This window comes from Burkholderia sp. USMB20 (assembly GCF_000949135.2).
Classification (GTDB): Bacteria; Pseudomonadota; Gammaproteobacteria; order Burkholderiales; family Burkholderiaceae; genus Burkholderia.
On record NZ_JTAN02000012.1, the window covers coordinates 375949 to 398559 of the forward strand.

A 22611-nucleotide genomic window follows, 5' to 3' on the forward strand; every position below is an offset into this window, starting at 1 on the left:
CCCCGGGAGACGACCATGCTTTATCACGGAAGCTGTCATTGCGGCGACGTGAAGTTCGCGGCGCAAGGCGACCTGCAGGGCGTGATGGCCTGCAACTGCTCGATCTGCCGGCGCAAGGGCGCGCTGATGTGGTTCGTGCCGCGCGATCACATGACACTCCTCACGCCCGACGACAATCTCGCCACCTACCTGTTCAACAAGCACGTGATCCGCCATCGCTTCTGCAAGCGCTGCGGGATCCACACGTTCGCCGAGGGGACCCATCCGGACGGCACCGCGATGGCCGCGATCAACGTGCGATGCCTCGAGGATGTCGATCTCGATGCGCTGCCCGTCACGCACTACGACGGCCGCTCGCACTGAGCGGCGCGTCGTTGCATGAGCGCGCGGGCCGCCGTCAGGACGGCTCGACCTGCGGCGCCGGCGTTTCCGCCTGCGGCGCGGGGCCTGTCGTGCGCGTGCCGGCCGCGGCCGGGCGTTCGATCAGCGGCGCGAGCGCCGGCGCCATCGACTTCAGCAACTGCACGGCCATCGCGCTCGTGAAGTCGTAGCGCGCCGCGTAAGGCTCGTGCGCGGTCGCCGTCAGCACGCCGAAGAAGCGGTCGCCGAGCACGAACACGAACGTGCCGCTGCGATTGACCTTGCGCGACTCGATCAGCCGCGCGCCGCGCGCGTAGACATTGAAGCGCTGGTCGCCCGTCCCGGTCTTGCCGTAGACCTGCAGCGTCTTGCCGTCGGGCAGCGTGAAGCCGCCCGACAGGCGCCGCGCCGTGCCGTTCAGCACGACGTCGCGCAGCAGCGTGCGCGCCACGTTGACGATCTCCGGCGACAGCATCGGCTGCGGCTGCGCGGCCGCGCGCACGAAGCGCGTCTCGTACGGCGTGCCCTTCGCGAAGTCGAGGCGCGTGATCGTCTCGGTCGGCGCCTTCCGGCCGCCGGTCGCGATCAGGCCGATCAGTTTCGCGAGCGCGTCGGGCTGGTCGCCCGATGCGCCGATCGCGGCCGCGTAGGACGGCGTGACTTCCTCGAACGGGTAGCCGAGCGCGCGCCACGCCTTCGTGATTTCCGCATACGCGCGCAGCTCGACCATGCGGCGGATGCGCCGGTCCTGGGTCGCGTGGTAGCGCGTCTTGTACAGCCACGAGTACGTGTAGAAGCGCGCATCGCGGCTGTCGCGCCGGACCTCGGCGAGCGACGCGTTCGGGTGGGCGCGCAGGTAGTTGAGCGTCCACAGCGCGAGCGGGTGGACGCTCGCGATATAGCCGCGATCGTTGAGGTTGAAGCGGTCGATCGCGTATTTCGCGTAGAGCGCGGCGAGATCGTCGTCCGACAGCGTCGCGGCCGGCGTGCCTTTCAGCTGCGCGCGCATCTGCGCATCGAACCACGCGAGCGATTCGTTCGGCGCGACGCTGCGCAGCACGGTCGCGATCTTCGGCGGCGACTTGCGCACGTTCTGCAGCAGCAGCGCGAGCGCGTCGTCGGGCGCCTTGCCCGCATAGCGCGTGTAGTAGCGCTTCAGGTAGACCTGGCTTTCGCCGTCGACGAACTGCTCGAGGTAATGCTTGCGCTGCGCCGGATCGTCGAGCCACGACGACGACGGGCCGGCCGCCTGCAGCATCTCGTAATGGACGATGTCGCGCATCAGCCGCACGAACACGAGGTTGACCGAGTGCTCGAACGCCGTATGCAGCGTCAGGATGCGGCCGTTGTCGGACTTCTCGAAGTTCGAGAACACCTGCGCGCCGCCGCCCGTGTAGAACACGTCGGGGCTCGCCGAGTACTTGCGTTCGACCGACGCGTCGAGCATCGCCTGGAGCGAGCGGTCGCGCGTATGCGACAGGTAGTCGAGCGCCCAGTGCGACAGCCCGTCGAGCGGGTCGGGCTTCACCTTCGCGAGTTGCGCGTTCGACAGGTTGCCGTAGCGCGCATGCAGGTCGGAGACGATCTGCAGGTAGGTGATCAGCGTGCGCAGCTTCGCGGTCGAGCCGAGGTTGATGCGGCCGCCGCGGTTCACGTCGAACGGCTGGTTCACGCTGTCGGTCTGCACGCGCAGCATGTTCGCGCCGTTGCGATGCTCGTACAGCGTGAAGCTGTACGTGAGGTGCGACGGGTCGTCCTTCGGCGCGAGCATCTCGAAGCCGTACAGGCCGGCGGCCTGCGCGCCGTCGCGGGTCGACGCCTTCGCGAGCCGTTCGGCGACCGCCTGCTGCACGCCGTTGTCGAGCGTGCTGGTGGCTTCCAGGTCGAGCTGGTCGAGCTGGTACAGGTCGCTGATCCCGAGTGCCGACAGCAGCGACGCGCGCGCGGACGACACGGCCTTGCGCGACACGAACGACTGCACGTGCGCGGCGGCCGGCGGCGCGCTGCGCTCGATCTGCGCGGCAAGCGCCGCATCGCGCAGCGCGGGCGAGATCACGCCGCCGTTCGACAGGAGCCGCAGGTAGCTGTCGGTCAGCTTCTGCAGCGCGGGATAGCCGCGATTCAGGAAGTACGACGGCGCGCGCTGCGCGATGATCAGCGACAGCACTTCGCGGAATGTCTTGCCCTGTTCGTCGACGTTGTCGCCGGTCGTCGGCGCGGACAGGATGCGGTTCACGTCGTTGAAGTCGCGGCCGTACCACGCGGCGAGACCGTCGCCGATGCCGGTGATTTCACCCACGTGCGGCCGCGCGGCGAGCGGTACCGAGTTCAGGTAGCGCACGACGATCGCGCGGCGCGCGAGCATCGTCTGCGGGCCGTTCATGTAGGCGAGGATCGACGCGGACGCGATCTGGCGCAGCTTCTCCGGCGGCGTCGCGGTGCGGCCGTCCGGCGAATGGCGGAACTTCTCGATTTGCGTCGCGAGCGTGCTGCCGCCCGGGCGTGCCTGATGACGGTTGACGACGTGCAGCGCCTGGTCGGCGAGCGCGCGGCCGAAGCGGCCCCAGTCGATCGCCGGGTTGCGGTTCGGCTGGTTCGCGTCGAGCAGGTAGCGATCCTCGATGAACAGCAGCGAATCGGCGACGACGCGCGGCACCGTGTCGAAGTCGGCGTACACGCGTTGCGGGAACACGGTCGCGAACAGCGGCGAGCCGGTCGAGTCGAACAGCATCAGCCCGGCCTGGTCTTTCTCTTCGTAAGGCAGGAACAGGCCGCGATCGGCGAGCGACAGCATCCGTTCCGAATCGCGCGCCTGCTTGCCGACGACGAAGCCGCGCGCGAGCAGATGTTGCTGGAACGCGGGAAGCAGCGAATAGCCGAGGCGCTGGTCGTACGGCCCGTTGACGGGGAAGCGGATGTGATCGCTCGCGCCCGCCTCGACGGTATAGCCGATGTCGCGGGTGAGCTCGGACAGGTAGCGCGCCTGCAGGCGCGACGTCTCGAACTCGGTCATCACGAGCCGGGCAATGATCGCCACCGCGATCACCAGCGCGGCGAGCAAGGACCACTTGATCCACGTCCAGACCGATGCACTCCCGGTCACGCGCGGCAGGATGCGATTCAGCGGCCGATTCATGGCGGCGTCTCCCTGAAGGCGCAGGCTCCGGCCGCACCCCATTAAGGATTAGTGTAGTCCTCCGCAGCGGGCTGCCAAGGGTGGTTCACTACCGAGATGCGTCGACGCAACGCGCATGCCTGTGACATGCGGGAACCGGCCCGCGGGGCGGTGGCGCGTGTCCGGCCGTGAAGCAACGTTTGCGCGTTCCGCGTGCATGCGGGCGAGTCTCAAGGGCGACGGAGCGTGGCCGTGCCGATCGCGTTGATCTTTTTACGCACCGGCCTTGTGCATCGCGAAATCGCGACAAATCGGGTCCGATCGTATTGCAGACGTCATGGCGCGATGCGCGACGAGGCTACGCGTTTCCGCGATAGCCGGATGCACGGGCCGGAGGTACGATCGCCGGATATGCGGCGCATGTCCGTTTTCGCCCGGGGGTTCCATGTCGATTCATCCCGTCGCGCTCGTTTGCACGGCGATCCTTGGGTTGATACTGTTCGGGCTCGGCCTGGTCGTGTCCGTCACGCGCTTCCGGCGCACCACCAATTCCGGGTGTGCGTCCGATCCGAGCGACGGATTGCACAAGATCGTGCGCGCGCATGGCAACACGGCCGAATACGCACCGTTTCTCGCGGTGCTGTTTCTCTATTTCGGCGCGCACGACCCATCGCGCGCGATCGTCTCGTTGATCGTCGCGGCAACCGCGTGCCGCTGCCTGCTCGTGATCGGATTGCTCGCGTGGCCGACCATGGCCAGGCCGAATCCCCTGCGTTTCATCGGCGCGCTCGGCACGTATCTGTGCGGCGCCGCGCTGTGCGTCGCGCTGTTCGTCTGAGCAGGTCGCTATCGCGATGGCAGCTTCGCGGGATCGCGCCGCCGCACGGCCTCGACGAAGCAGTGGGTCAGGTAGTCGCACGCCCGAATCGCGCGCCTGCTTGCTGATGACGAAGCCGCGCGCAAGTTGCTGCTGCTGGAACGCGGGAGGCATCGAATCGCCGAGGCGCGGGTCGTATGGCGTCGCCGGCGCCGGTGGAAACGGCGCGCGATTACAGCCTTTCATTCATCTTGCGAAATGATCGATCAGGTGATCGATGAAAAGCCGCGCCTTGCGAGGAAGATGGCGCCGGCTCGGGTACACGACGTTCATCTCGAGTTCCTCGAGCCGATAGTCGGCGAGCAGTTCGCGCAGCCGGCCGGCGGCGAGATCCGGTGCGGCGAGGAAGTCCGGCAGCACCGCGATGCCCATGCCCGCCAGTGCCCAGTTGCGGATCAGCCCGATGTTGTTCGACGACGCGGACTTGTTCGGGCGCACGGTGACACACGCGGAACCCGGGTCGAACGACAGATGCTCGCCCGCGAAGTCGGCATGGAACGCGAGGCACGCGTGGGATGCCAGGTCGTGAGGATGGGCTGGCGCGCCGTGCCGTTCGATATACGACGGCGCCGCGCAGACGATCCGCTTCAGGCGCGTGAGCGGGCGTTTCACCAGCGTGTTGTTGCCGATGTGCTGCGACAGCAGCAGCCCGACGTCGAAGCCCTCCGACACGAGGTCGACATGGCGGTCCAGCATCGTGACTTCCGGCACGATGGCCGGATGCCGCGCCTTGAACGCGTCGATCGCAGGCGCGAGCACGTGCATGCCGAACATCACCGGCGCGGCGATCTTCAGCGACCCGATCGGCTCGTGGTGCATCGACGCGATCGTTTCCTCGACGCGGTCGATTTCCTCGATCACGTGACGGATCTGGGCGAGGTACAGATGACCGGCGTCGGTCAGCGACAGGCTGCGCGTCGTGCGGTTCAGCAGGCGTGCGCCGAGCCGGTCCTCGATGCCCATCACGAGGCGCGTGGCCGACGAGTTGGAGATGTTCAGTTCCGTCGCCGCGCGCGCGAAACTGTGGAGTTCGGCGACCTTGATGAACAGCCGCATTGGGAGGAATTCGTCCATTTTTTTATCGAAGACCAGAAATTGGTTTATTGAATTTTATTCTTCGATGGTTGGACTTGAGCGGCTTGTTTTAACGAATAATTATTATGAAATGATGTGTTGATTGGGTGCTGAATTGGCTTCAGAATAAGCGGTTTGACGGATTTGGATTCAGCGGATTTATCTTCGTATTCAACTCGATATAAACCAATTTTATCGGTCTGTATTTAGTAAATGTACGAAAATGCGTGAAAAGTTTTCGTATAAAACGATCGATATGATCAATGCAGGCCGAATCAAATCAGACGCGTCGCTATCGCCACAGCAGCTTCGCGGGATCGTGCCGCCGCACGGCCTCGACGAAGCAGTGGATCAGGTAGTCGCACGCGACCGTGTTGAGCGCGTCGCGGCGCGTCAGCACGCCGGCCGACACGGTCGGAATCGTCTCCTTCACGTCGATCGTGACCATCCGTTCCCGGATCCAGTCGACTTCCATGAAATGCTTCGGCACGCACGACACGGTGTCGGTGTGCACCGACAGCGAGAACGCCGCGCTGAACGACGTGCATTCGACGATCGGCTGCGGCGCCCGGTAGCCGTGCGCGACGAACACGTTCTGCAGCAGCCGGCCGATGCTTTCCGGCGACGTGTTCAGCACCCACTGCGCATCCTGCAGCTGCGCGAGCGACGTGCAGTGGCGCAGCGGATTGCTCGCGCGCGTCATCAGGATCAGCTCCGATTCGAGCAGCGGCCGGAACGTGAATTCGGGTGACAGCCGCGTCGCATCGACGATCGCGATCACGAAGTCGAGCGAGCCGTCGCGCAGGCGCGGCAGCGCCGTGTCGAGAAAGCCTTCGCGCACGTCGAGGCGGATCGTCGGCATCCGCTGCCGAAACGCGTCGAGCGCGGCCGGCAGGAAGCCGAGCGACATCAGCGGCGTCAGCGCGCACGCGAGCGCGCCTTCCTTGCCGCCTGAAAGCTGGATCACGTCGTCGCGCGCGTGCTGCATCTCCGCGAGGATCAGGCGCGCACGCGCATAGACGGCCTGCCCGAAGCGCGTGAGCTGCGCGCCGCGCGCGTTGCGCGTGACGAGCGGCACGCCGAGGTCCTGCTCGAGTTCGCGGATCGCTTTCGTGAGCGCGGGCTGCGACAGGTGGATCGCGCGCGCGGCGGCGCGCAGGCTGCCGTGTTCGGCAATGGCGGCAAGCGCCCGGAGCTGGTGGTGTTTCACGGCGTGGCAGGGCGCGGCGGCAGTGGCGACCTTCGCATCCTACACCGCGGCGGCGCGCGAAAAGCACGCGATAACCGGGCGTTATCACGATCGGAAAATGTCGCTCCGGGCTGCGTATTTTGAATGCCTAGACTGCATGCGCAGGCCGTCGAACGGGCCGCGCACCAGACCCGCATAACCAGTACGGAGACTCATCTTCATGAAGGCGCCCCGAGCGGACAGCATGTTCGGCGGGCATGTCGGCGACGTTGCCGCATCCCCGTCCAATCGCCAGCTGATCGTCGCGATCACGATCGGCAACGGCCTCGAATTCTTCGATCTCACCGTGTTCAGCTTCTTCGCGGTGCTGCTCGGCAAACTGTTCTTTCCGGCCGCGTCCGCGCAGCAGCAATTGCTGATGTCGGTCGCGACGTTCGGCGTCGGCTTCATCGCGCGGCCGGTCGGCGGCGTCGTGATCGGGCTCGTGGCCGACCGCTTCGGCCGCGTGCCGGCAATGAACCTCACGCTCGTCACGATGGCGCTCGGCACCGGGATGATCGGCATTCTGCCGACCTATGCGCAGATCGGCATCGCGGCGCCCGTGCTGGTCGTGCTCGCCAGGCTGCTGCAGGGCTTTTCGGCCGGCGGCGAGGTCGGCGTGTCGACGTCGCTGCTCGCCGAACGCGCGCCGCCCGGCGAGCGCGGCTACTACACGAGCTGGCAGTTCGCGAGCCAGGGCGCAGCGGCGCTGGCCGGCTCGTTCGTCGGCTTCCTGCTGTCGCATTTCCTCGCCCCCGCCGCGCTCGAATCGTGGGGCTGGCGCGTGCCGTTCCTCGCCGGCGTGCTGATCGCGCCGGTCGGCCTGTATCTGCGCGCGCGCTTCAATGCGATCGAGCAGCACGCGCCGGCCGCGGCCGCGCGGCGCCCGTCCGCGGTACTCGGCACCGTGCTGCGGCGCGACGGCGGCGCCGTGCTGACCGCGCTCGGCCTCGTGGTCGGCGGCACCGCGGCGCACTTCATCGTCCTCTATTACATGTCGACGTACGCGATCCGCGTGCTGCACCTGCCGATGGATACCGCGTTGTGGTGCGGCATCCTGTCCGGCGCGGTGATGTTCGTCGCCGCGCCGATCGGCGGACGGCTGTCGGACCGCACCGGCAGCAAGCGCGTCGCGCTGTGGACGCGTGTCGCGCTGACCGTGCTGATCCTGCCGGGCTTCTGGCTGATCCGCGCGGTGCCGTCGATCGCGACGATGTACGCGGTCGTGATGCTGCTCGCCGCGCTGCACTCGATCAATGCCGGCGCGAACGGCGTGATTCTCGCCGAGCTGTTTCCGAAGAGCACGCGCGCGACCGCGCTGTCGATCGCGTATGCGGGCGGCGTGTCGATCTTCGGCGGCTTCGCGCAGTTCATCGTCACCTGGCTGATCGGGGCAACCGGCAATCCGGCCGCGCCGGCGTGGTACGTGATCGTCTGCGGCGTGCTGTCGCTCGTCGCGCTCGCGTTTGCGTCTGACCGAAGCGATCAGGATGACTGACCGATCTTTCCTTTTCTTCCATTCGCCCATGACCACCACCGTTTCGTTTTCGTCGTCGCCGGCCGACGTCGCCGCCGGCGACCTGTGCGACCTGCCCGCACGCACCATGCTCGAACTTCTGAAGTCCCGGCAGATCAGCGCGTGCGACCTGCTCGATGCGCATCTCGCGCGCATCGCGACGGTCAACCCGCGCGTGAACGCGCTCGTCACCGTCGTCGATCCCGATGCGCTGCGTGCCCGCGCACGCGAGATCGACGCACGCTGGGCGCGCGGCGAATGGGTGGGGCCGCTGCACGGGCTGCCGGTGTCGCAGAAGGACCTGACCGCGACGCGCGGCGTGCGCACGACCTTCGGCTCGCCGCTGTTCGCCGATCACGTGCCGCAGCACGACGCGCTGATCGTGCGCCGCTGCGCGAGTGCCGGCGCGCTGATGATCGGCAAGTCGAACACGCCGGAATTCGGCGCCGGCTCGCATACGTTCAACGAGGTGTTCGGCGCGACCCGCAACCCGTGGGACCTGACGCGTTCCGCGGGCGGCAGCAGCGGCGGCGCTGCCGCGGCGCTCGCCTGCGGGATGAATCCGCTCGCATGCGGCAGCGACATGGGCGGCTCGCTGCGCAACCCGGCCGCGTGGAACAGCGTGGTCGGGCTGCGGCCGTCGCCGGGCCGCGTGCCGCGCGCGCCGGACCTGAACGGCTGGGCGACGCTCGGCGTCGACGGGCCGATGGCGCGCGACGTCGCCGACACCGCGCTGCTGCTGTCCGCGATCGCCGGGCCGAGCGGCGAAACCGCGACTGAAATCGCGGAGCCGGGCGCGCGCTTCGCGCAGCCGCTCGAACGCGATTTCCGCGGCACGCGCATCGCGATGTCGCGCGGCTTGCCCGGCGTGCCGGTCGATCCGGAGATCCGGCGTGCCGTCGATGCGCAGGCGCGCGTGTTCGCGTCGCTCGGCTGCGAAGTCGAATTCGACGATCCCGATCTTTCGGAGGCCGAAGAAGTATTCCGCATCGAGCGTGCCTGGATGATCGGCACGCTGGTCGACGGCTTCGACGAACGGCAGCGTGCCGCGCTGAAGCCCGAACTCCTCGACGAATACCGGCTGCATCGGTCGCTCTCGGCCGCGGATCTCGGCCGCATGTTCGTGCGCAAGACACGCCTGTTCGACCGGATGCGTGCGTTCATGCAGCGCTATGCGTTCTACGTGCTGCCGACGACGCAGGTGATGCCGTTCGACGCCGCGCTGCGCGTGCCCGCCGACGTGCTCGGCATCGCGAACACGACCTACATCGACTGGATGCGCGTGTGCTGGCTGCTGTCGTCGACCGAGGCGCCGATCCTGTCCGTGCCGTGCGGTTTCTCCGCGACCGGCTTGCCGATCGGCATGCAGATCGTCGGCCGCTACCGCGACGACTGGGACGTGCTCCAGTTCGGCCATGCGTACGAAGTCGCGGCCGGCCGTCGCCGGACGCTGCCGCCCGTCGTCGCCGACGCGCTGCGCTGACCACTTTTCCCGGCTGATAGCGGACCGTTCCGGTCCGTGCCGGCAGGCCGCGCGCCTGCGGGGGGCGCGCACGCCTGCGTTTGGCCATTCGACCCGCGCAATGGAGATCTCTCGATGAAAAAACGGCTGTTGGCAGGCGCGGGCGTCGCGCTGATCGCGGGTGCGGCGCACGCACAGAGCAGCGTCACGCTGTACGGCATTATCGATGAAGGGCTGACTTACTCGAGCAACGTCGCGGTGACCGGCGCGAACGGCGTGGCAAGCGGCAAGCCCGCGCTGCGGATGCTGGGCGGCGTGCAGCAGGCGAGCCGCTGGGGGCTGCGTGGCAGCGAGGATCTCGGCGGCGGGCTGAAGGCGGTCTTCACGCTCGAGAACGGGTTCGATCCGAGCACCGGCAAGCTCGGGCAGGGCGGGCTGATCTTCGGCAAGAAGGCGTTCGTCGGGCTGTCGGGACCGCTCGGCACCGTCACGCTCGGGCGGCAGTACGACACCAACGTCGACTTCCTCGGCCCGCTCGAGGCCGCTGCGCTGTTCGGCGGCTACATGGTCGCGCACCCCGGCGACCTCGACAACTTGAACAACGCGAACTCGACCAACAACGCGATCAAGTTCACCAGCAACGACTACGGCGGGTTGCGCGTCGCGGCGATGTACGGGGTCGGCGGCGTGGCGGGCGCGACGACGCGCAACCAGGTGTGGTCGGCCACGGCCGGCTACACGCGCGGGCCGCTCGCGGTGGCGGCCGGCTACCTGAATGCGCGCAACCCGAACGTGTCGTTCTTCGGCACGACCGGCAGCCCCGCGCCGACCGTGGGCGGCGTGCCGGGCAACAACATGCTGTCGCCGGTGTATTCGGGCTATGCGTCGGCGCGCACGTTGCAGGTCGTGGCGCTCGGCGGCACCTATGCGATCGGCGCGGTGACGCTCGGCGCGATGTACACGAACACGTCGTTTCGCCAGCTCGGCGATCTGTCGTCCGGGCCGAATCCGGGTGGCGTGTCCGGCAACGCAGTGTTCAACAACGCCGAGGCGAGCCTGCGCTATCAGTTCACGCCTTACCTGTTCGGCGGCGTGGCGTACGACTACACGCGCGGCGGCGGCGTGGACGGCCGCGACGGCGCGACGTATCACCAGGTTGCCGCGGGGCTCGACTATTTCCTGTCGAAGCGCACCGACGTCTACGTGAGCGCCGTGTTCCAGCGTGCGTCGGGCACCGACTCGACCGGGCATGCGGCGGTCGCGGCGATCAACGGCCCCGGCGCCTCCGCGAACGACCGGCAGTTCCAGGCGCGGATCGGCATGCGCCACAAGTTCTGATCAGGGCGACGGCGAGCGGCTGCGCGGTGATATCCTCGCGAAACGCCCGCGACCGACGGGCGGATACCGACTGCCCGCACGCGGCCCGACGCCGTGCTGCGCGGCGTTTCCGAGGGAGAGCCGAACCATGAGCCGCAAATTCATTCTGAAGGGCGACACGACCGATCACGGCGGCGTCGTGCTCGACGGGATCGCCAATTCGTCGTTCGACGGCCGCGAGCTTGCCTATCTCGGCGCGCCTGTGTTCTGCGCCGCGTGCAAGACCCAAGGGGTGATCGTCTCCGATGGCGGCGAGCGGACGATGACCGTGATGGGCAAGGTCGTCGCGCTCGAACACGACCTGTGCCAGTGCCTGTGCGCGCCGCAGCCGAAGCTGATCCCGTCGCAGGGGACGGGCACCATCTCGGGCTGATGCCCGTCGACTCCGTGCGACGCGCGCGGCGCGCCGCCCGTCGTCAGACGCTGCCTGCGGTCTCGATCACCAGAATGCGCGCTTCTCCGAGCGGATGCGCGACATGTTCGGTGCCGACCGTCGCATGGAAGACGTCTCCCGTTTCGAGCACCGTCGCGTGCTCGATGCCTGCTTCGCGGTAACGCATCTCGACGCGGCCGTCGAGCACCGCAAAGACTTCCTCGCCGTCGTTCATGTGCCACCGGTACGGCTGATCGGTCCAGTGCAGGCGGACCGTGATGCCGTTCAGGTTCGCGATGTCCAGCGCGCCCCATGCGCGCTGTGCGGTGAACGCGGTGCTGCGGATGATGTTCATCGGTAGGTCCGGTCCGTGAATTTGAAGGCTGCGGAGCGCGGGCAGGCTGCACGGCCGCGCGCCGGTTTCCGTGTACCGGGGATCAGCGCGACATCGCGCGCAAGGCTGCGTCGATCGTCTGCTTCCGCTTCTCCAGCCCCGCAGCCGAACGCTCGGTCACGCGCTTCAGGACCGATGCCGGCGCGGTATCCGGCGAGCCTGCATCGAACGGCGGCGCGGGCGCATATTCGAGCGCGAGCTGGATCGCCTGCGCCTCTTCGTCGCCGACCAGTTCGGCGGCGATCGTCAATGCGAAGTCGATGCCGGCCGTCACGCCGCCGCCGGTGATCAGGTTGCCGTCGCGCACCACGCGTTCGCGCACGGGCACCGCACCGAGCGGCGCGAGCAGCGCATGAAACGCCCAGTGCGTCGTCGCGCGGCGGCCGCGCAGCAGGCCGGCCACGCCGAGCAGCAGCGCGCCCGTGCAGACCGACGTCACGTAGCGCGCGGCGGCCGCGCGCTGCTGCACGAACGCGATCGTTTCGGCATCGAGCAGCAGTTCGTTGATCCCGATTCCGCCGGGCACGCAGATGACGTCGAGCGGCGGGCAGTCGTCGAACGTGCAGGTCGGCGCGAGCGCGAGGCCGCTGCTCGACGCGACGGTGTCGCGCGATTTCCAGACCAGATGAACCGCCGCGTCGGGCAGCGATGCGAGCACGTCGTGCGGGCCGGTGAGATCGAGTTGCTGGACGCCCGGAAACACGAGAAAGCCGATATGCAGGGTCATGCGAACACTCCGAGGGGAAGGGGAGGCGCCGCGGCCGGCGCACGATGGACAGATCGATTCTAGGCGCGTAGTGTTTGGCGAAATTGCCAGATCGCCCACGTTTTCAGCCAATCGCCATGCCAGCCGCTCCGCGCTCGATCCTGATCCTCGCGTTCCCCCGTGCGCAGTTGCTCGACGTGACCGGGCCGCTGCAGGTGTTCGCCTCCGTCAACGAACTCGCGCAGGAGCGCGGTCGGCCCGCGCCGTATGCGCCGCGCGTCGTGGCCGCCGAGGCGGGGCCGGTCGAGACGTCCTCGGGGCTCGTCGTGATGGCCGATTCGCTGCGCTCGGCCGGGCGGCCCGACACGGTGATCGTGGCCGGCGGCAAGGGCGTGCAGGCCGCGTCGCGCGATGCGCGCACGGTGCGCTGGGTCCGGCAGCAGGCGCAGCGCGCGCGACGTGTCGCGTCGGTCTGCACCGGCGCGTTCCTGCTCGCCGAGGCCGGTCTGCTCGACGGGCGGCGCGCGGTCACGCACTGGGCGCGCTGCGACGAATTCGCCGCGCGCTATCCGAACGTGCGCGTCGAGCCCGATCCGATCTTCATCCGCGAAGGCGCGCTATGGACGTCGGCCGGCGTGACGGCCGGCATCGATCTCGCGCTCGCGCTGGTCGAGGAGGATCTCGGGCGGGCGATCGCGCTCGATGCCGCGCGCGAACTCGTCGTGTTCCTGAAGCGGCCGGGCGGGCAGGCGCAGTTCAGCGCGATGCTGTCGATGCAGCGCACCGACGACCGCTTCGGCGAACTGCATGCGTGGATCGCCGAGCACCTGACGGCCGACCTGTCGGTGCCGGCGCTCGCCGAGCGCGTCAGCATGAGCGAACGCAGCTTCGTGCGGCACTACCGCGCGGGGACCGGCCGCACGCCCGCGCGCGCGGTCGAACAGATTCGCGTCGAGGCTGCGCAGCGCTTGCTCGGCGAAACCGCGTGGCCCGTCAAACGGATCGCCACGCGGTGCGGCTTCGGTTCGGAAGAGACGCTGCGGCGCAGTTTCGTGCGCGTGCTCGGCGTGTCGCCGCAGGGCTATCGCGAGCGGTTCGTGCGGTAACGTGCCGGTGCGCGGCGAGCATGCCGCGCGTGGCAACCGGGGACGGAGCCGTCGACGTTCGGAACTGCACGAATCGCGATCACTTTCGAGTCCGAAACGCTGCGACTATTCGGGCGAGGAGAACAATGGGCGGGGGCTTGTGCCGCGCGCGTTGCGCGCTCTATTCTGTTCCGTTGGCGATTCGAAGGGGGCGCAGCATGGACCGCATCCAGGCAATGGAAGTTTTCACCCGCGTGGTCGACGCGAACAGCTTCACGCGCGCGGCCGACACGCTCGCGATGCCGCGCGCGTCGGTCACGACCATCATCCAGAATCTCGAGGCGCTGCTCGGCGTGCGCCTGATGCACCGGACGACGCGCCGGCTGTCGCTGACGCCGGAGGGCGCCGCGTATTACGAGCACTGCGTGAAGATCATCTCGGAGATCGCGGAAGCCGACGCGAGTTTCCAGACCGGCAACCGCAAGCCGAGCGGCGTGCTGCGCGTCCACATGCCGAGTTCGCTCGGGCGGCGCGTCGTGCTGCCGGCGCTGTCGATCTTCCGGCAGCGCTATCCGGACATCACGCTCGACCTCGGCCTGGCGGACCGCTACGTGGATCCGGTCGAGGAGGGTATCGACTGCATGATCCGGGTCGGGCCGCTCGAAGATTCGTCGATGGTCGCGCGGCGGATCGGCATGCTCAAGCGCGTGACCTGCGCGTCGCCCGACTATCTCGCGCGTCACGGCGAGCCGCAGGAGATCGCCGACCTGGCCGACCACCATGCGGTGAATTTCCGCGCGAGTCACGGCGCGCGTGCGATTCCGTGGGTGTTCATGATCGAGGGCAAGCCGGTCGAGGTGCGGATGAACGGCAGTGTCACCGTGAACGATTCGGATGCGTACGTGACGTGCGGGGTCGAAGGGTTCGGGATGATCCAGCCGACGCTGTTCATGGTGCTGCCGAACCTGCGCGACGGCACGCTGGTCGAGGTGCTGCCCGATTGCAATCCGAAGCCCAAGCCGATCTCGATCGTGTATCCGCACAACCGGCATCTGTCGCAGAAGGTGCGCGTGTTCGCGGACTGGATCGCGGAGCTGTTCGAGTCGACGCCGGCGCTGGAGGGCGGGGAGAACTGGCGGGGGAAGGTGCGGGCGGAGGTGCCCGACGCGCAGCGCGGGGCGGTGGTCGCTTAGGGCGGCGGTACGCTGCCGGGCGTTGACGATGAAGGTGAGTGAGGTCGTGAACGCCTCATCTCGTCTTCATCGGTCGTCGGGCTGGTGAGCCGTGCCGCGCAATGGCGCGTCTACCAGCGGATCGCGTACGGATTGTCGCCGAGCGCCCAGTGTCCGTTGCCGTCACGTTCGATGAGAATCCCCTTGTGCGCCCAGCCATCCTTTTCGGGGTAGAACGACAGGGAGTCCATGAGGTCCGGGTCTGCCAGCCACGGCGTGGCATGCTGATCCGGTTTCCACAGGAAGTTGACCCACGAAACCAGGTGCGGATTGTCGTCGAACGGATTCTTCATCGGCTCGATGAATTTCTCGACGCCGCCGTAGGTCACGTGCGCGCAGAACAAATTGATCATGTACAGGACACTCCCGCCGGGAGCGGACGCGTCCTTGCTCTCGAATTCCCTGTACCGATAGAACGCCTTGCCGGCCGGCGTGAGCTCGATATGGCTCAGCGGGACATTCGTGTCATGCGGCTCGTAGTCCGGATTTCTGATCGTCGGCTTGCCCCGGCCCGCGTTGAATTTCACGGTAATCAGGCCACGGTTGATCAACGCCTGCACGTCCTTTCTCACCACACCGTCGACTCTCAGCAATTCCTTCGCGTTCACGTCCGCGGGTAGTTCGGCGCCGGCCAGGCCGACGCAGGCGTCCGTTGGCGCGGTGTTCTTGTCCGCGAGCGCGACTTTCAGGATGTCGTCGATCGTGCGCTTGTCCAGATCGTCTCGCGTCGTCATGAAGCGCGCGCCGAAAAATGCAGCGACCGCGATCGCGACGCCCGCCACCAGCCACGGTTTTCGCGTACGTCGAACGGACTGGTCGTGCTTCGATTCGTTGTGTTCAGTCATGGGATTGTTGTTATCTGTGTTGCCGACCGGATCCGATTGCCTCGGTTCGAATCAAATCGGGATGGCCGCGAGCCCGTCGGTGCTCGGCGTTCGAACCGCACTGTAACGCAGGTAGTCGACGACGATGATTCGCGAGGCCGAACGGATGGGCCCGGCGTGATGAATGGCGCTGGATTTCGGTTGGCAGGAGGAGGACGGAGGTCGCTCGTGCCTATGCGCGACTCGGGCGAACCGGATGCTGGATGTCGCGTGCGTGGCGCCGCGTGGTCGGCTGGAGGGCGATGGATGCCGCGCGCGGATCGCGGAGCAATGAAAAAAGCCGCTGATCCTTTCGGAACAGCGGCTTTTCGCATTTGGTGGCGAATCAGGGACTCGAACCCCGGACCTGCGGATTATGATTCCGTCGCTCTAACCGACTGAGCTAATTCGCCGAAGACTTGAATTATGCTGATGTGCCGCCGGGCTGTCAACACCTTTTTTCATCTTCCCTGAAAAAAGTTGCCGGCGGCCCGTTCGGGCAGTGTAGCGGGCGGGGTGGCCGCCCGCTACCCGACCTCAATCCTGCGCGTAGATATTGGAGTCCTTCGTCTCCTTGACGAACAGCACACCGATCACGAACGTGGCCAGCGCGATCACGATCGGATACCAGAGCCCCGAGTAGATGTTGCCCTTCGCCGCGACGATCGCGAATGCGGTCGCCGGCAGGAAGCCGCCGAACCAGCCGTTGCCGATGTGATACGGCAGCGACATCGACGTGTAGCGGATCCGCGTCGGGAACATCTCGACCAGCATCGCCGCGATCGGGCCGTAGACCATCGTCACGTAGATCACGAGGATCGTCAGGATCACGATCGTCATCGGCCAGTTGAGCTGCGCCGGGTCGGCCTTGGCCGGGTAGCCGGCCGCCTTCAGCGTCGACGCGAGCGTCTTGTCGAACGCCGCGCCTTGCGCCTTCGCGTCGGCCGCCTTGCCGTCATACGCGGGGATCACCGTATCGCCGACCTTGATCTGCGAGGTCGTGCCAGCCGGTGCCGCGACGTTCTCGTAGTTCAGGCCGGCCTTCGCGAGCGCGCTCTTCGCGATGTCGCACGAGTTCGTGAACTTCGACGTGCCCACCGGGTTGAACTGGAACGAGCAGGTGGCCGGATCGGCGAGGACCGTGATCGGCGCCTTCTGCGTCGCGAGTTCGAGCTGCGGGTTCGCGTAGTGCGTGAGCGCCTTGAACAGCGGGAAGTAGGTGAGCGCCGCGATCAGGCAGCCCGCGAGGATGATCGGCTTGCGGCCGATCTTGTCCGACAGCGAGCCGAAGAACAGGAAGAACGGCGTGCCGATCAGGAGGGCGATCGCGATCAGGATGTTCGCGCTGGCGCCGTCGACCTTCAGCGTCTGCGTGAGGAAGAACAGCGCGTAGAACTGGCCCGTGTACCACACGACGGCCTGGCCGGCGGTCAGGCCGACGAGCGCGAGGATCACGAGCTTCAGGTTCTTCCACTGGCCGAACGCTTCGGTCAGCGGCGCCTTCGACGTCTTGCCTTCCGCCTTGATGCGCAGGAACACCGGCGATTCGTTCAGCTGCAGCCGGATCCACACCGACACCGCGAGCAGCGCGATCGATGCGACGAACGGCACGCGCCAGCCCCAGCTGCCGAACGCTTCCTCGCCGATGAAGGTGCGCACGCCGAGGATCACGAGCAGCGACAGGAACAGGCCGAGCGTCGCGGTCGTCTGGATCCACGCGGTGTAGAAGCCGCGGCGGTTCGCCGGCGCATGCTCGGCGACGTAGGTCGCCGCGCCGCCGTACTCGCCGCCGAGCGCGAGGCCCTGCAGCAGCCGCATCGCGATGAAGATCACGGGCGCCGCGATGCCGATCGATGCGTAGCCGGGCAGGAAGCCGACCACGAAGGTCGAGATGCCCATGATCACGATCGTCACGAGGAACGTGTGCTTGCGGCCGACGAGGTCGCCGAGCCGGCCGAACACGATCGCGCCGAACGGACGCACGGCGAACCCGGCCGCGAAGCCGAGCAGCGTGAAGATGAAGGCCGCGGTCGGATTGACTCCGGAGAAGAAGCTCTTGCTGATGTAGGCCGCGAGTGAGCCGGCCAGGTAAAAGTCGTACCACTCGAACACGGTGCCGAGCGACGACGCGAAGATCACCTTCTTCTCTTCGCCCGTCATCGGCGAGTGCGAAATTTGCCCGCCTAACGTTGCCATGAATCGTCTCCAAGTCCCTTGATATAGATGTGTGGCCGCCTTGGGTGGGCGGGCCTGTCGACGATTATTGGCACGGAAACTTACGGCGCACTGACTCGCGGGCGCAAAACGACTGCACGTTAACCCGCGCCGAATCGGCCGTTTCGTGCCCCGATCGTGTCGCGGCAGGGCGGTAAAACGCCGGTTTCGATGCGATCGCGGCGCGTATGCGGCGGTATGCGGTTCGGATCCGCCCGTATCAGGATCGATCCGCGGCGGTATCCGACAACGGCAGGCTGACGTGCACGAGCGTGCCAGCGAGGCGCGGTGCGCTCTGATAGACGTGATCGTCGAGCGTCAGCGTGCCGCCGTGCTGCGCGGCGATCTCGCGCACGATCGCGAGCCCGAGGCCGCTGCCGTCGCCTTCTCGGCCGAGGATCCGGTAGAAGCGCTCGACCACGCGCTCGCGTTCGCCGGCCGGGATGCCGGGGCCCGTATCTTCCACTTCGAGATGCACGCGCCGCGCCGCGGGCTCGGCCCGCACGCGCACCGTGATGCGGCCGCCTTCGGGCGTGTAGCGGATCGCGTTGTCGACCAGGTTGCCGAGCATCTCGCGCAGCATCACGGGATTGCCGTCGACGTCGAGCGGCGTATCGTCCTCCGGGCCTTCGTAGCCGAGGTCCATGCGCTTCGCGAGCGCGGCCTGCACCCAGTCGCGCACCGTGCGGCGCGCGAGCGCCCCGATCTCGACCGGCTCGAAGGTCAGCCCGCTCGCGCGGTTCTCGGCGCGCGCGAGCGCGAGCAGCTGCGTGACGAGCCGGGCTGCCTGCTCGGAGCTCGTCGCGATCTGCTCGAGCGAACGCTGGACGTCGGGCGGCACGGGATGGCGCAACGCGAACTCGGCCTGCGTGCGCAGCCCCGCGAGCGGCGTCTTCATCTGGTGCGCGGCGTCGGCGATGAAGCGCTTCTGCAGCGCCATGTTCTGTTCGAGGCGCGCGAGCAGGTCGTTGAACGACGTGACGAGCGGCTCGATCTCGGGCGGCGCGCGCTGCGCCTCGACAGGCGACAGGTCGTCGGGCCGCCGCGCGCGGATGTGCGCCTGCAGCGCGTTGAGCGGCGCGAGCCCGCGCGACAGCCCGAACCACACGAGCAGGATCGCGAGCGGCAGGATCACGAACTGCGGCAGGATCACGCCCTTGATGATGTCGTTCGCGAGCGCGTTGCGCTTGTCGAGCGTCTCGCCGACCTGCACGAGCACGGGCTGCGTGCTGCTCGACTCCGGCAGCGCGACGGTCGTATACGCGACGCGCACGTCGTTGCCGCGCAGCAGGTCGTCGCGGAACACGACGACGCCCGGCGGCGGGCGGTCCTCGTCGCGCGGCAGCGGCATGTCGGCCTCGCCCGCGACCAGCTCGCCGCGCGTGCCGAGCACCTGGAAGTAAACGCTGTCGACGTTGTCCGCGCGCAGGAAGTCGCGCGTCTGCTGCGGCAGCGTCAGCTCGGCGACGCCGTTGACCGGATGGATCTGCCGCGCGAGCACGTACGCGTTGGTCTCGAGCGCGCGGTCGAACGGGCCGTTCGCGATCGTTTTCGCGACGAGATAGGTGACGGCGATGCTCATCGGCCACAGCAGCAGGAGCGGCGCGAGCATCCAGTCGAGGATTTCGCCGAACAGCGAGCGCGGGCGCGCGGCCTCGGGCGTATCGGTTTCGTCGGGCGGCGCGAACGGGTTCTCGTAGCGCGCGTCGCGCACGGCGTCGGCGGCGGACGATGGCTCGCCGGTCGGATGGCGGGAATGGGCCGGCGTGGCCATCGCGGCGACGGCCGGGTTCAGCGCAGCGGCGTGCCGGCCGCCGCGGGCTGGGGCGCGGCCGCGTCGGCCGGCGCCGCGGGCGCGACTTTCTCGAGGCAGTAGCCGAGGCCGCGCACGGTGGAAATCCGCACGCCGCTCGGCTCGATCTTCTTGCGCAGCCGGTGCACGTACACTTCGATCGCGTTGTTGCTGACTTCCTCGCCCCATTCGCACAGATGGTCGACGAGCTGCTCCTTCGACACGAGCCGGCCGATGCGCTGCAGCAGCACTTCGAGCAGCCCGAGCTCGCGCGCGGACAGATCGAGCACGCGCTCGTTCGCATACGCGATGCGGCCGACCTGATCGAACGCGAGCGAGCCGTGGCGCACGACGGTCGGGCCGCCGCCCGCGCCGCGCCGGGTCAGCGCGCGCACGCGCGCCTCGAGCTCGTTGAGCGCGAACGGCTTGGCCATGTAGTCGTCCGCGCCGAGGTCGAGCCCCTTCACGCGCTCGTCGACGCTGTCGGCGGCGGTCAGGATCAGCACGGGGAGGTTGGAATTGCGCGCGCGCAGGCGCTTCAGCACGTCGAGCCCGGACATCTTGGGCAGCCCGAGATCGAGGATCAGCAGGTCGAAGGACTGCATCGACAGCGCGGTATCGGCCTCGATACCGTTCTTCACGTGGTCGACCGCATAGCCCGATTGGCGGAGTGACCGGGTGAGGCCGTCCGCGAGTATGCTGTCGTCTTCGGCGATGAGAATTCGCATGTTGCTGACCGATCGCCGGCGGGGCGTGCGCGCCGGCGCGGCTGTCTCCGAAGTTATCCGTGTACAACGCAGCCTGCATTGCGGGCTTGCATAAAACACTGTTTTTTTATACAGTGTCTGCATTCGTGGGCAGCGCTTGAAAGCGGGCGCGCCTCTGACAGACGCTGCTCATCATAGCAAAGGACGATTCATGGAAGATAGCAAGAAGGGCTCCGGGATGACCGCCGAGAAGAGCAAGGCGCTGGCGGCCGCACTCGCGCAGATCGAGAAGCAGTTCGGCAAAGGGTCGATCATGCGGATGGGCGACGGCGAAGCGGCCGAAGACATCCAGGTCGTCTCCACGGGCTCGCTGGGTCTCGATATCGCGCTCGGCGTCGGCGGTCTGCCGCGCGGCCGGGTGGTCGAGATCTACGGTCCGGAATCGTCGGGTAAAACCACGCTCACGCTGCAGGTCATCGCCGAGTTGCAGAAGCTGGGCGGCACCGCAGCGTTCATCGACGCCGAGCACGCGCTCGACGTCCAATATGCAGCGAAGCTCGGCGTGAACGTGCCGGAGCTGCTGATCTCGCAGCCGGACACCGGCGAGCAGGCGCTCGAAATCACCGACGCGCTGGTGCGCTCGGGCTCGATCGACATGATCGTCATCGACTCGGTCGCGGCGCTCGTGCCGAAGGCCGAAATCGAAGGCGAGATGGGCGATTCGCTGCCGGGCCTGCAGGCTCGCCTGATGTCGCAGGCGCTGCGCAAGCTGACCGGCACGATCAAGCGCACGAACTGCCTCGTGATCTTCATCAACCAGATCCGGATGAAGATCGGCGTGATGTTCGGCAACCCGGAAACCACGACGGGCGGCAACGCGCTGAAGTTCTACTCGTCGGTGCGTCTGGATATCCGCCGGATCGGCTCGATCAAGAAGAACGACGAGGTGATCGGCAACGAAACCCGCGTGAAGGTCGTCAAGAACAAGGTGTCGCCGCCGTTCCGCGAAGCGATCTTCGACATCCTGTACGGCGAAGGCATTTCGCGCCAGGGCGAGATCATCGATCTCGGCGTGCAGGCGAAGATCGTCGACAAGGCCGGCGCCTGGTACAGCTACAACGGCGAGAAGATCGGCCAGGGCAAGGACAACGCGCGTGAATTCCTGCGCGAGAACCCGGAAATCGCCCGCGAGATCGAAAACCGCATTCGCGAGTCGCTCGGCGTTGCCGCGATGCCCGATGGCGTAGTCGACGAAGCCGAGGCGATGGACGAAGAAGAGTGATGGTCGGGCGCCGAGGTCACGCTGGCGAACCGGACCCGAGCGACGCGCCCGACACGGCGGGCCGCTCCGGCCGGCGAGCCGCATCCTCGGGTGCCGACCGGCGGGGCGCGGGCAGTCAGTCCGCGCACCGCACCGCGACGAGGGCATCCGACGATGCCCTCGTTTCGTTTGAGATCACCGCACCGGTCGATCCGTTCGACGACGACGAATCGTTCGACGCGCACGACCGGTCGCGCCGTCGCGTGTCCGGTGTCGGCTTCCCGGGCGAGCGCGCAGCCGATGCGGCGGCGTCGATCAAGGAAGATGTGTATACGCGCAGCAGCCAGCATCCGCGTCGCACACGCCGTGCGGCCGGCGGTTCAGGCAGCGCTGCTTCCGGCGACGAGTCCGGCGCCACCGGGCGCAAGTCGTCGAAACCGCCGCGTTCGCTGAAGGGCCGCGCACTCGGCTATCTGTCACGGCGCGAATACAGCCGCGCCGAACTCGCGCGCAAGCTCGCGCCGTACGTCTGCGAGGACGAATCGGTCGAGCCGGTGCTCGATGCGCTGGAACAGGAAGGCTGGCTGTCCGATGCACGCTTTGCCGAGAGCCTCGTGCATCGCCGCGCATCGCGCGTCGGCGTCGCACGCATCGTCAGCGAACTGAAGCGCCATGCGGTCGGCGACAACCTCGTCGAGGAAGTGAATGCGCAGTTGCGCGAGACCGAGTGGACGCGCGCGCAGGCCGTCTGGCGCAAGAAATTCGGTGCACTGCCGCAAACGCCCGCCGAGCGCGCGAAGCAGGCGCGCTTCCTTGCCGCGCGCGGCTTTTCGAGCGCGACCATCGTGAAGTTGCTGAAGGTTGGCGACGATTTCCCGATCGACGACTGACCGCTTCGGTCGCGCGCGCTGCGCGCGATTTTGCTGCAATGCAACCGTTTCCGGACAGGCGGGAATACCCGCCGTCGCGGCCGGA

At 67.5% G+C, this 22611-nt stretch carries 19 protein-coding genes and 1 tRNA gene; 10 read left to right on the top strand and 10 right to left on the bottom strand.

What is annotated here, in order from left to right:
- The first annotated feature begins 15 nt into the window (after window positions 1-15).
- Window positions 16-363: a GFA family protein gene (locus PL79_RS14915; RefSeq protein ID WP_044844538.1), complete on the top strand. Its 348-nt coding sequence runs from the start codon at window positions 16-18 to the stop codon at window positions 361-363.
- 34 nt (window positions 364-397) lie between these two features.
- On the opposite strand, the gene PL79_RS14920 is transcribed toward PL79_RS14915, so the two are convergent.
- Window positions 398-3496, bottom strand: coding sequence for a transglycosylase domain-containing protein (locus PL79_RS14920; protein ID WP_044844537.1), 3099 nt, complete (start codon window positions 3494-3496; stop codon window positions 398-400).
- A 424-nt stretch (window positions 3497-3920) separates the two neighbouring features.
- Here PL79_RS14920 and PL79_RS14925 point away from each other — a divergent pair, with 424 nt between their 5' ends.
- On the top strand, window positions 3921-4313 hold the full coding sequence (locus PL79_RS14925; RefSeq protein WP_044844536.1) for an MAPEG family protein: 393 nt from the start codon (window positions 3921-3923) through the stop codon (window positions 4311-4313).
- 225 nt (window positions 4314-4538) lie between these two features.
- On the opposite strand, the gene PL79_RS14930 is transcribed toward PL79_RS14925, so the two are convergent.
- Complete coding sequence (locus tag PL79_RS14930) at window positions 4539-5426, bottom strand: LysR family transcriptional regulator (RefSeq protein ID WP_044844535.1); 888 nt, start codon at window positions 5424-5426, stop codon at window positions 4539-4541.
- Between the two features lie 292 nt (window positions 5427-5718).
- The gene (locus tag PL79_RS14935; protein WP_044844534.1) at window positions 5719-6636 is read right to left on the bottom strand and encodes a LysR substrate-binding domain-containing protein; all 918 of its coding nucleotides are present in this window, start codon (window positions 6634-6636) and stop codon (window positions 5719-5721) included.
- A gap of 199 nt (window positions 6637-6835) precedes the next feature.
- Between PL79_RS14935 and PL79_RS14940 the strand changes: the two genes are divergently transcribed.
- The 4 genes from PL79_RS14940 (at window position 6836) to PL79_RS14955 (ending at window position 11382) form a co-directional block, all read left to right on the top strand.
- Window positions 6836-8152, top strand: coding sequence for an MFS transporter (locus PL79_RS14940; RefSeq protein WP_052664636.1), 1317 nt, complete (start codon window positions 6836-6838; stop codon window positions 8150-8152).
- 28 nt (window positions 8153-8180) lie between these two features.
- Complete coding sequence (locus PL79_RS14945) at window positions 8181-9653, top strand: amidase (protein WP_082088485.1); 1473 nt, start codon at window positions 8181-8183, stop codon at window positions 9651-9653.
- 114 nt (window positions 9654-9767) lie between these two features.
- Entirely contained in the window at window positions 9768-10970 is a 1203-nt protein-coding gene (locus tag PL79_RS14950) for a porin (protein WP_044844532.1), read from the top strand.
- A 127-nt stretch (window positions 10971-11097) separates the two neighbouring features.
- Window positions 11098-11382, top strand: a complete 285-nt coding sequence (locus PL79_RS14955) for a PAAR domain-containing protein (RefSeq protein ID WP_044844531.1) — start codon at window positions 11098-11100, stop codon at window positions 11380-11382.
- Between the two features lie 43 nt (window positions 11383-11425).
- Here the strand turns inward: PL79_RS14955 and PL79_RS14960 are convergent, their stop codons facing one another.
- Window positions 11426-11737, bottom strand: coding sequence for a cupin (locus PL79_RS14960; RefSeq protein WP_044844530.1), 312 nt, complete (start codon window positions 11735-11737; stop codon window positions 11426-11428).
- 82 nt (window positions 11738-11819) lie between these two features.
- Window positions 11820-12503 carry a DJ-1/PfpI family protein gene (locus tag PL79_RS14965; protein WP_044844529.1) on the bottom strand — a complete coding sequence of 228 codons (684 nt, stop codon included), beginning with the start codon at window positions 12501-12503 and terminating at the stop codon, window positions 11820-11822.
- Window positions 12504-12619: 116 nt separating this feature from the next.
- Here PL79_RS14965 and PL79_RS14970 point away from each other — a divergent pair, with 116 nt between their 5' ends.
- Both PL79_RS14970 and PL79_RS14975 read left to right on the top strand, forming a co-directional pair.
- Window positions 12620-13588: a GlxA family transcriptional regulator gene (locus tag PL79_RS14970; RefSeq protein ID WP_044844528.1), complete on the top strand. Its 969-nt coding sequence runs from the start codon at window positions 12620-12622 to the stop codon at window positions 13586-13588.
- 197 nt (window positions 13589-13785) lie between these two features.
- Window positions 13786-14760: a LysR family transcriptional regulator gene (locus PL79_RS14975; RefSeq protein ID WP_044844527.1), complete on the top strand. Its 975-nt coding sequence runs from the start codon at window positions 13786-13788 to the stop codon at window positions 14758-14760.
- A 110-nt stretch (window positions 14761-14870) separates the two neighbouring features.
- Here PL79_RS14975 and PL79_RS14980 read toward each other — a convergent pair whose 3' ends face one another.
- The 5 genes from PL79_RS14980 to PL79_RS15000 form a co-directional block, all read right to left on the bottom strand.
- Window positions 14871-15644, bottom strand: coding sequence for a hypothetical protein (locus PL79_RS14980; RefSeq protein WP_135801062.1), 774 nt, complete (start codon window positions 15642-15644; stop codon window positions 14871-14873).
- 354 nt (window positions 15645-15998) lie between these two features.
- Window positions 15999-16075 (bottom strand) — tRNA-Met (locus tag PL79_RS14985).
- 124 nt (window positions 16076-16199) lie between these two features.
- A complete protein-coding gene (locus tag PL79_RS14990) occupies window positions 16200-17858 on the bottom strand; it encodes an MFS transporter (RefSeq protein ID WP_044844526.1) in 1659 nt (552 codons plus the stop codon).
- A gap of 238 nt (window positions 17859-18096) precedes the next feature.
- Complete coding sequence (locus tag PL79_RS14995) at window positions 18097-19650, bottom strand: sensor histidine kinase (RefSeq protein ID WP_044844525.1); 1554 nt, start codon at window positions 19648-19650, stop codon at window positions 18097-18099.
- 17 nt (window positions 19651-19667) lie between these two features.
- Window positions 19668-20396 carry a response regulator transcription factor gene (locus PL79_RS15000; RefSeq protein WP_044844524.1) on the bottom strand — a complete coding sequence of 243 codons (729 nt, stop codon included), beginning with the start codon at window positions 20394-20396 and terminating at the stop codon, window positions 19668-19670.
- Between the two features lie 190 nt (window positions 20397-20586).
- Here PL79_RS15000 and recA point away from each other — a divergent pair, with 190 nt between their 5' ends.
- Both recA and recX read left to right on the top strand, forming a co-directional pair.
- Window positions 20587-21657, top strand: a complete 1071-nt coding sequence (recA, locus tag PL79_RS15005; RefSeq protein WP_044844523.1) for a recombinase RecA — start codon at window positions 20587-20589, stop codon at window positions 21655-21657.
- The gene (recX, locus tag PL79_RS15010; RefSeq protein ID WP_044844522.1) at window positions 21657-22526 is read left to right on the top strand and encodes a recombination regulator RecX; all 870 of its coding nucleotides are present in this window, start codon (window positions 21657-21659) and stop codon (window positions 22524-22526) included. The genes recA and recX overlap by 1 nt, the downstream gene beginning before the upstream one ends.
- Window positions 22527-22611 lie beyond the last annotated feature (85 nt).

Coding starts and splice junctions, on each gene's coding strand:
- PL79_RS14915 (WP_044844538.1), top strand. CDS start 16: ATGCTTTATCACGGAAGCTGTCATTGCGGCGACGTGAAGTTCGCGGCG.
- PL79_RS14920 (WP_044844537.1), bottom strand. CDS start 3,496: ATGAATCGGCCGCTGAATCGCATCCTGCCGCGCGTGACCGGGAGTGCA.
- PL79_RS14925 (WP_044844536.1), top strand. CDS start 3,921: ATGTCGATTCATCCCGTCGCGCTCGTTTGCACGGCGATCCTTGGGTTG.
- PL79_RS14930 (WP_044844535.1), bottom strand. CDS start 5,426: ATGGACGAATTCCTCCCAATGCGGCTGTTCATCAAGGTCGCCGAACTC.
- PL79_RS14940 (WP_052664636.1), top strand. CDS start 6,836: ATGAAGGCGCCCCGAGCGGACAGCATGTTCGGCGGGCATGTCGGCGAC.
- PL79_RS14945 (WP_082088485.1), top strand. CDS start 8,181: ATGACCACCACCGTTTCGTTTTCGTCGTCGCCGGCCGACGTCGCCGCC.
- PL79_RS14950 (WP_044844532.1), top strand. CDS start 9,768: ATGAAAAAACGGCTGTTGGCAGGCGCGGGCGTCGCGCTGATCGCGGGT.
- PL79_RS14955 (WP_044844531.1), top strand. CDS start 11,098: ATGAGCCGCAAATTCATTCTGAAGGGCGACACGACCGATCACGGCGGC.
- PL79_RS14960 (WP_044844530.1), bottom strand. CDS start 11,737: ATGAACATCATCCGCAGCACCGCGTTCACCGCACAGCGCGCATGGGGC.
- PL79_RS14965 (WP_044844529.1), bottom strand. CDS start 12,503: ATGACCCTGCATATCGGCTTTCTCGTGTTTCCGGGCGTCCAGCAACTC.
- PL79_RS14970 (WP_044844528.1), top strand. CDS start 12,620: ATGCCAGCCGCTCCGCGCTCGATCCTGATCCTCGCGTTCCCCCGTGCG.
- PL79_RS14975 (WP_044844527.1), top strand. CDS start 13,786: ATGGACCGCATCCAGGCAATGGAAGTTTTCACCCGCGTGGTCGACGCG.
- PL79_RS14980 (WP_135801062.1), bottom strand. CDS start 15,644: ATGACTGAACACAACGAATCGAAGCACGACCAGTCCGTTCGACGTACG.
- PL79_RS14990 (WP_044844526.1), bottom strand. CDS start 17,858: ATGGCAACGTTAGGCGGGCAAATTTCGCACTCGCCGATGACGGGCGAA.
- PL79_RS14995 (WP_044844525.1), bottom strand. CDS start 19,650: ATGGCCACGCCGGCCCATTCCCGCCATCCGACCGGCGAGCCATCGTCC.
- PL79_RS15000 (WP_044844524.1), bottom strand. CDS start 20,396: ATGCGAATTCTCATCGCCGAAGACGACAGCATACTCGCGGACGGCCTC.
- recA (WP_044844523.1), top strand. CDS start 20,587: ATGGAAGATAGCAAGAAGGGCTCCGGGATGACCGCCGAGAAGAGCAAG.
- recX (WP_044844522.1), top strand. CDS start 21,657: ATGGTCGGGCGCCGAGGTCACGCTGGCGAACCGGACCCGAGCGACGCG.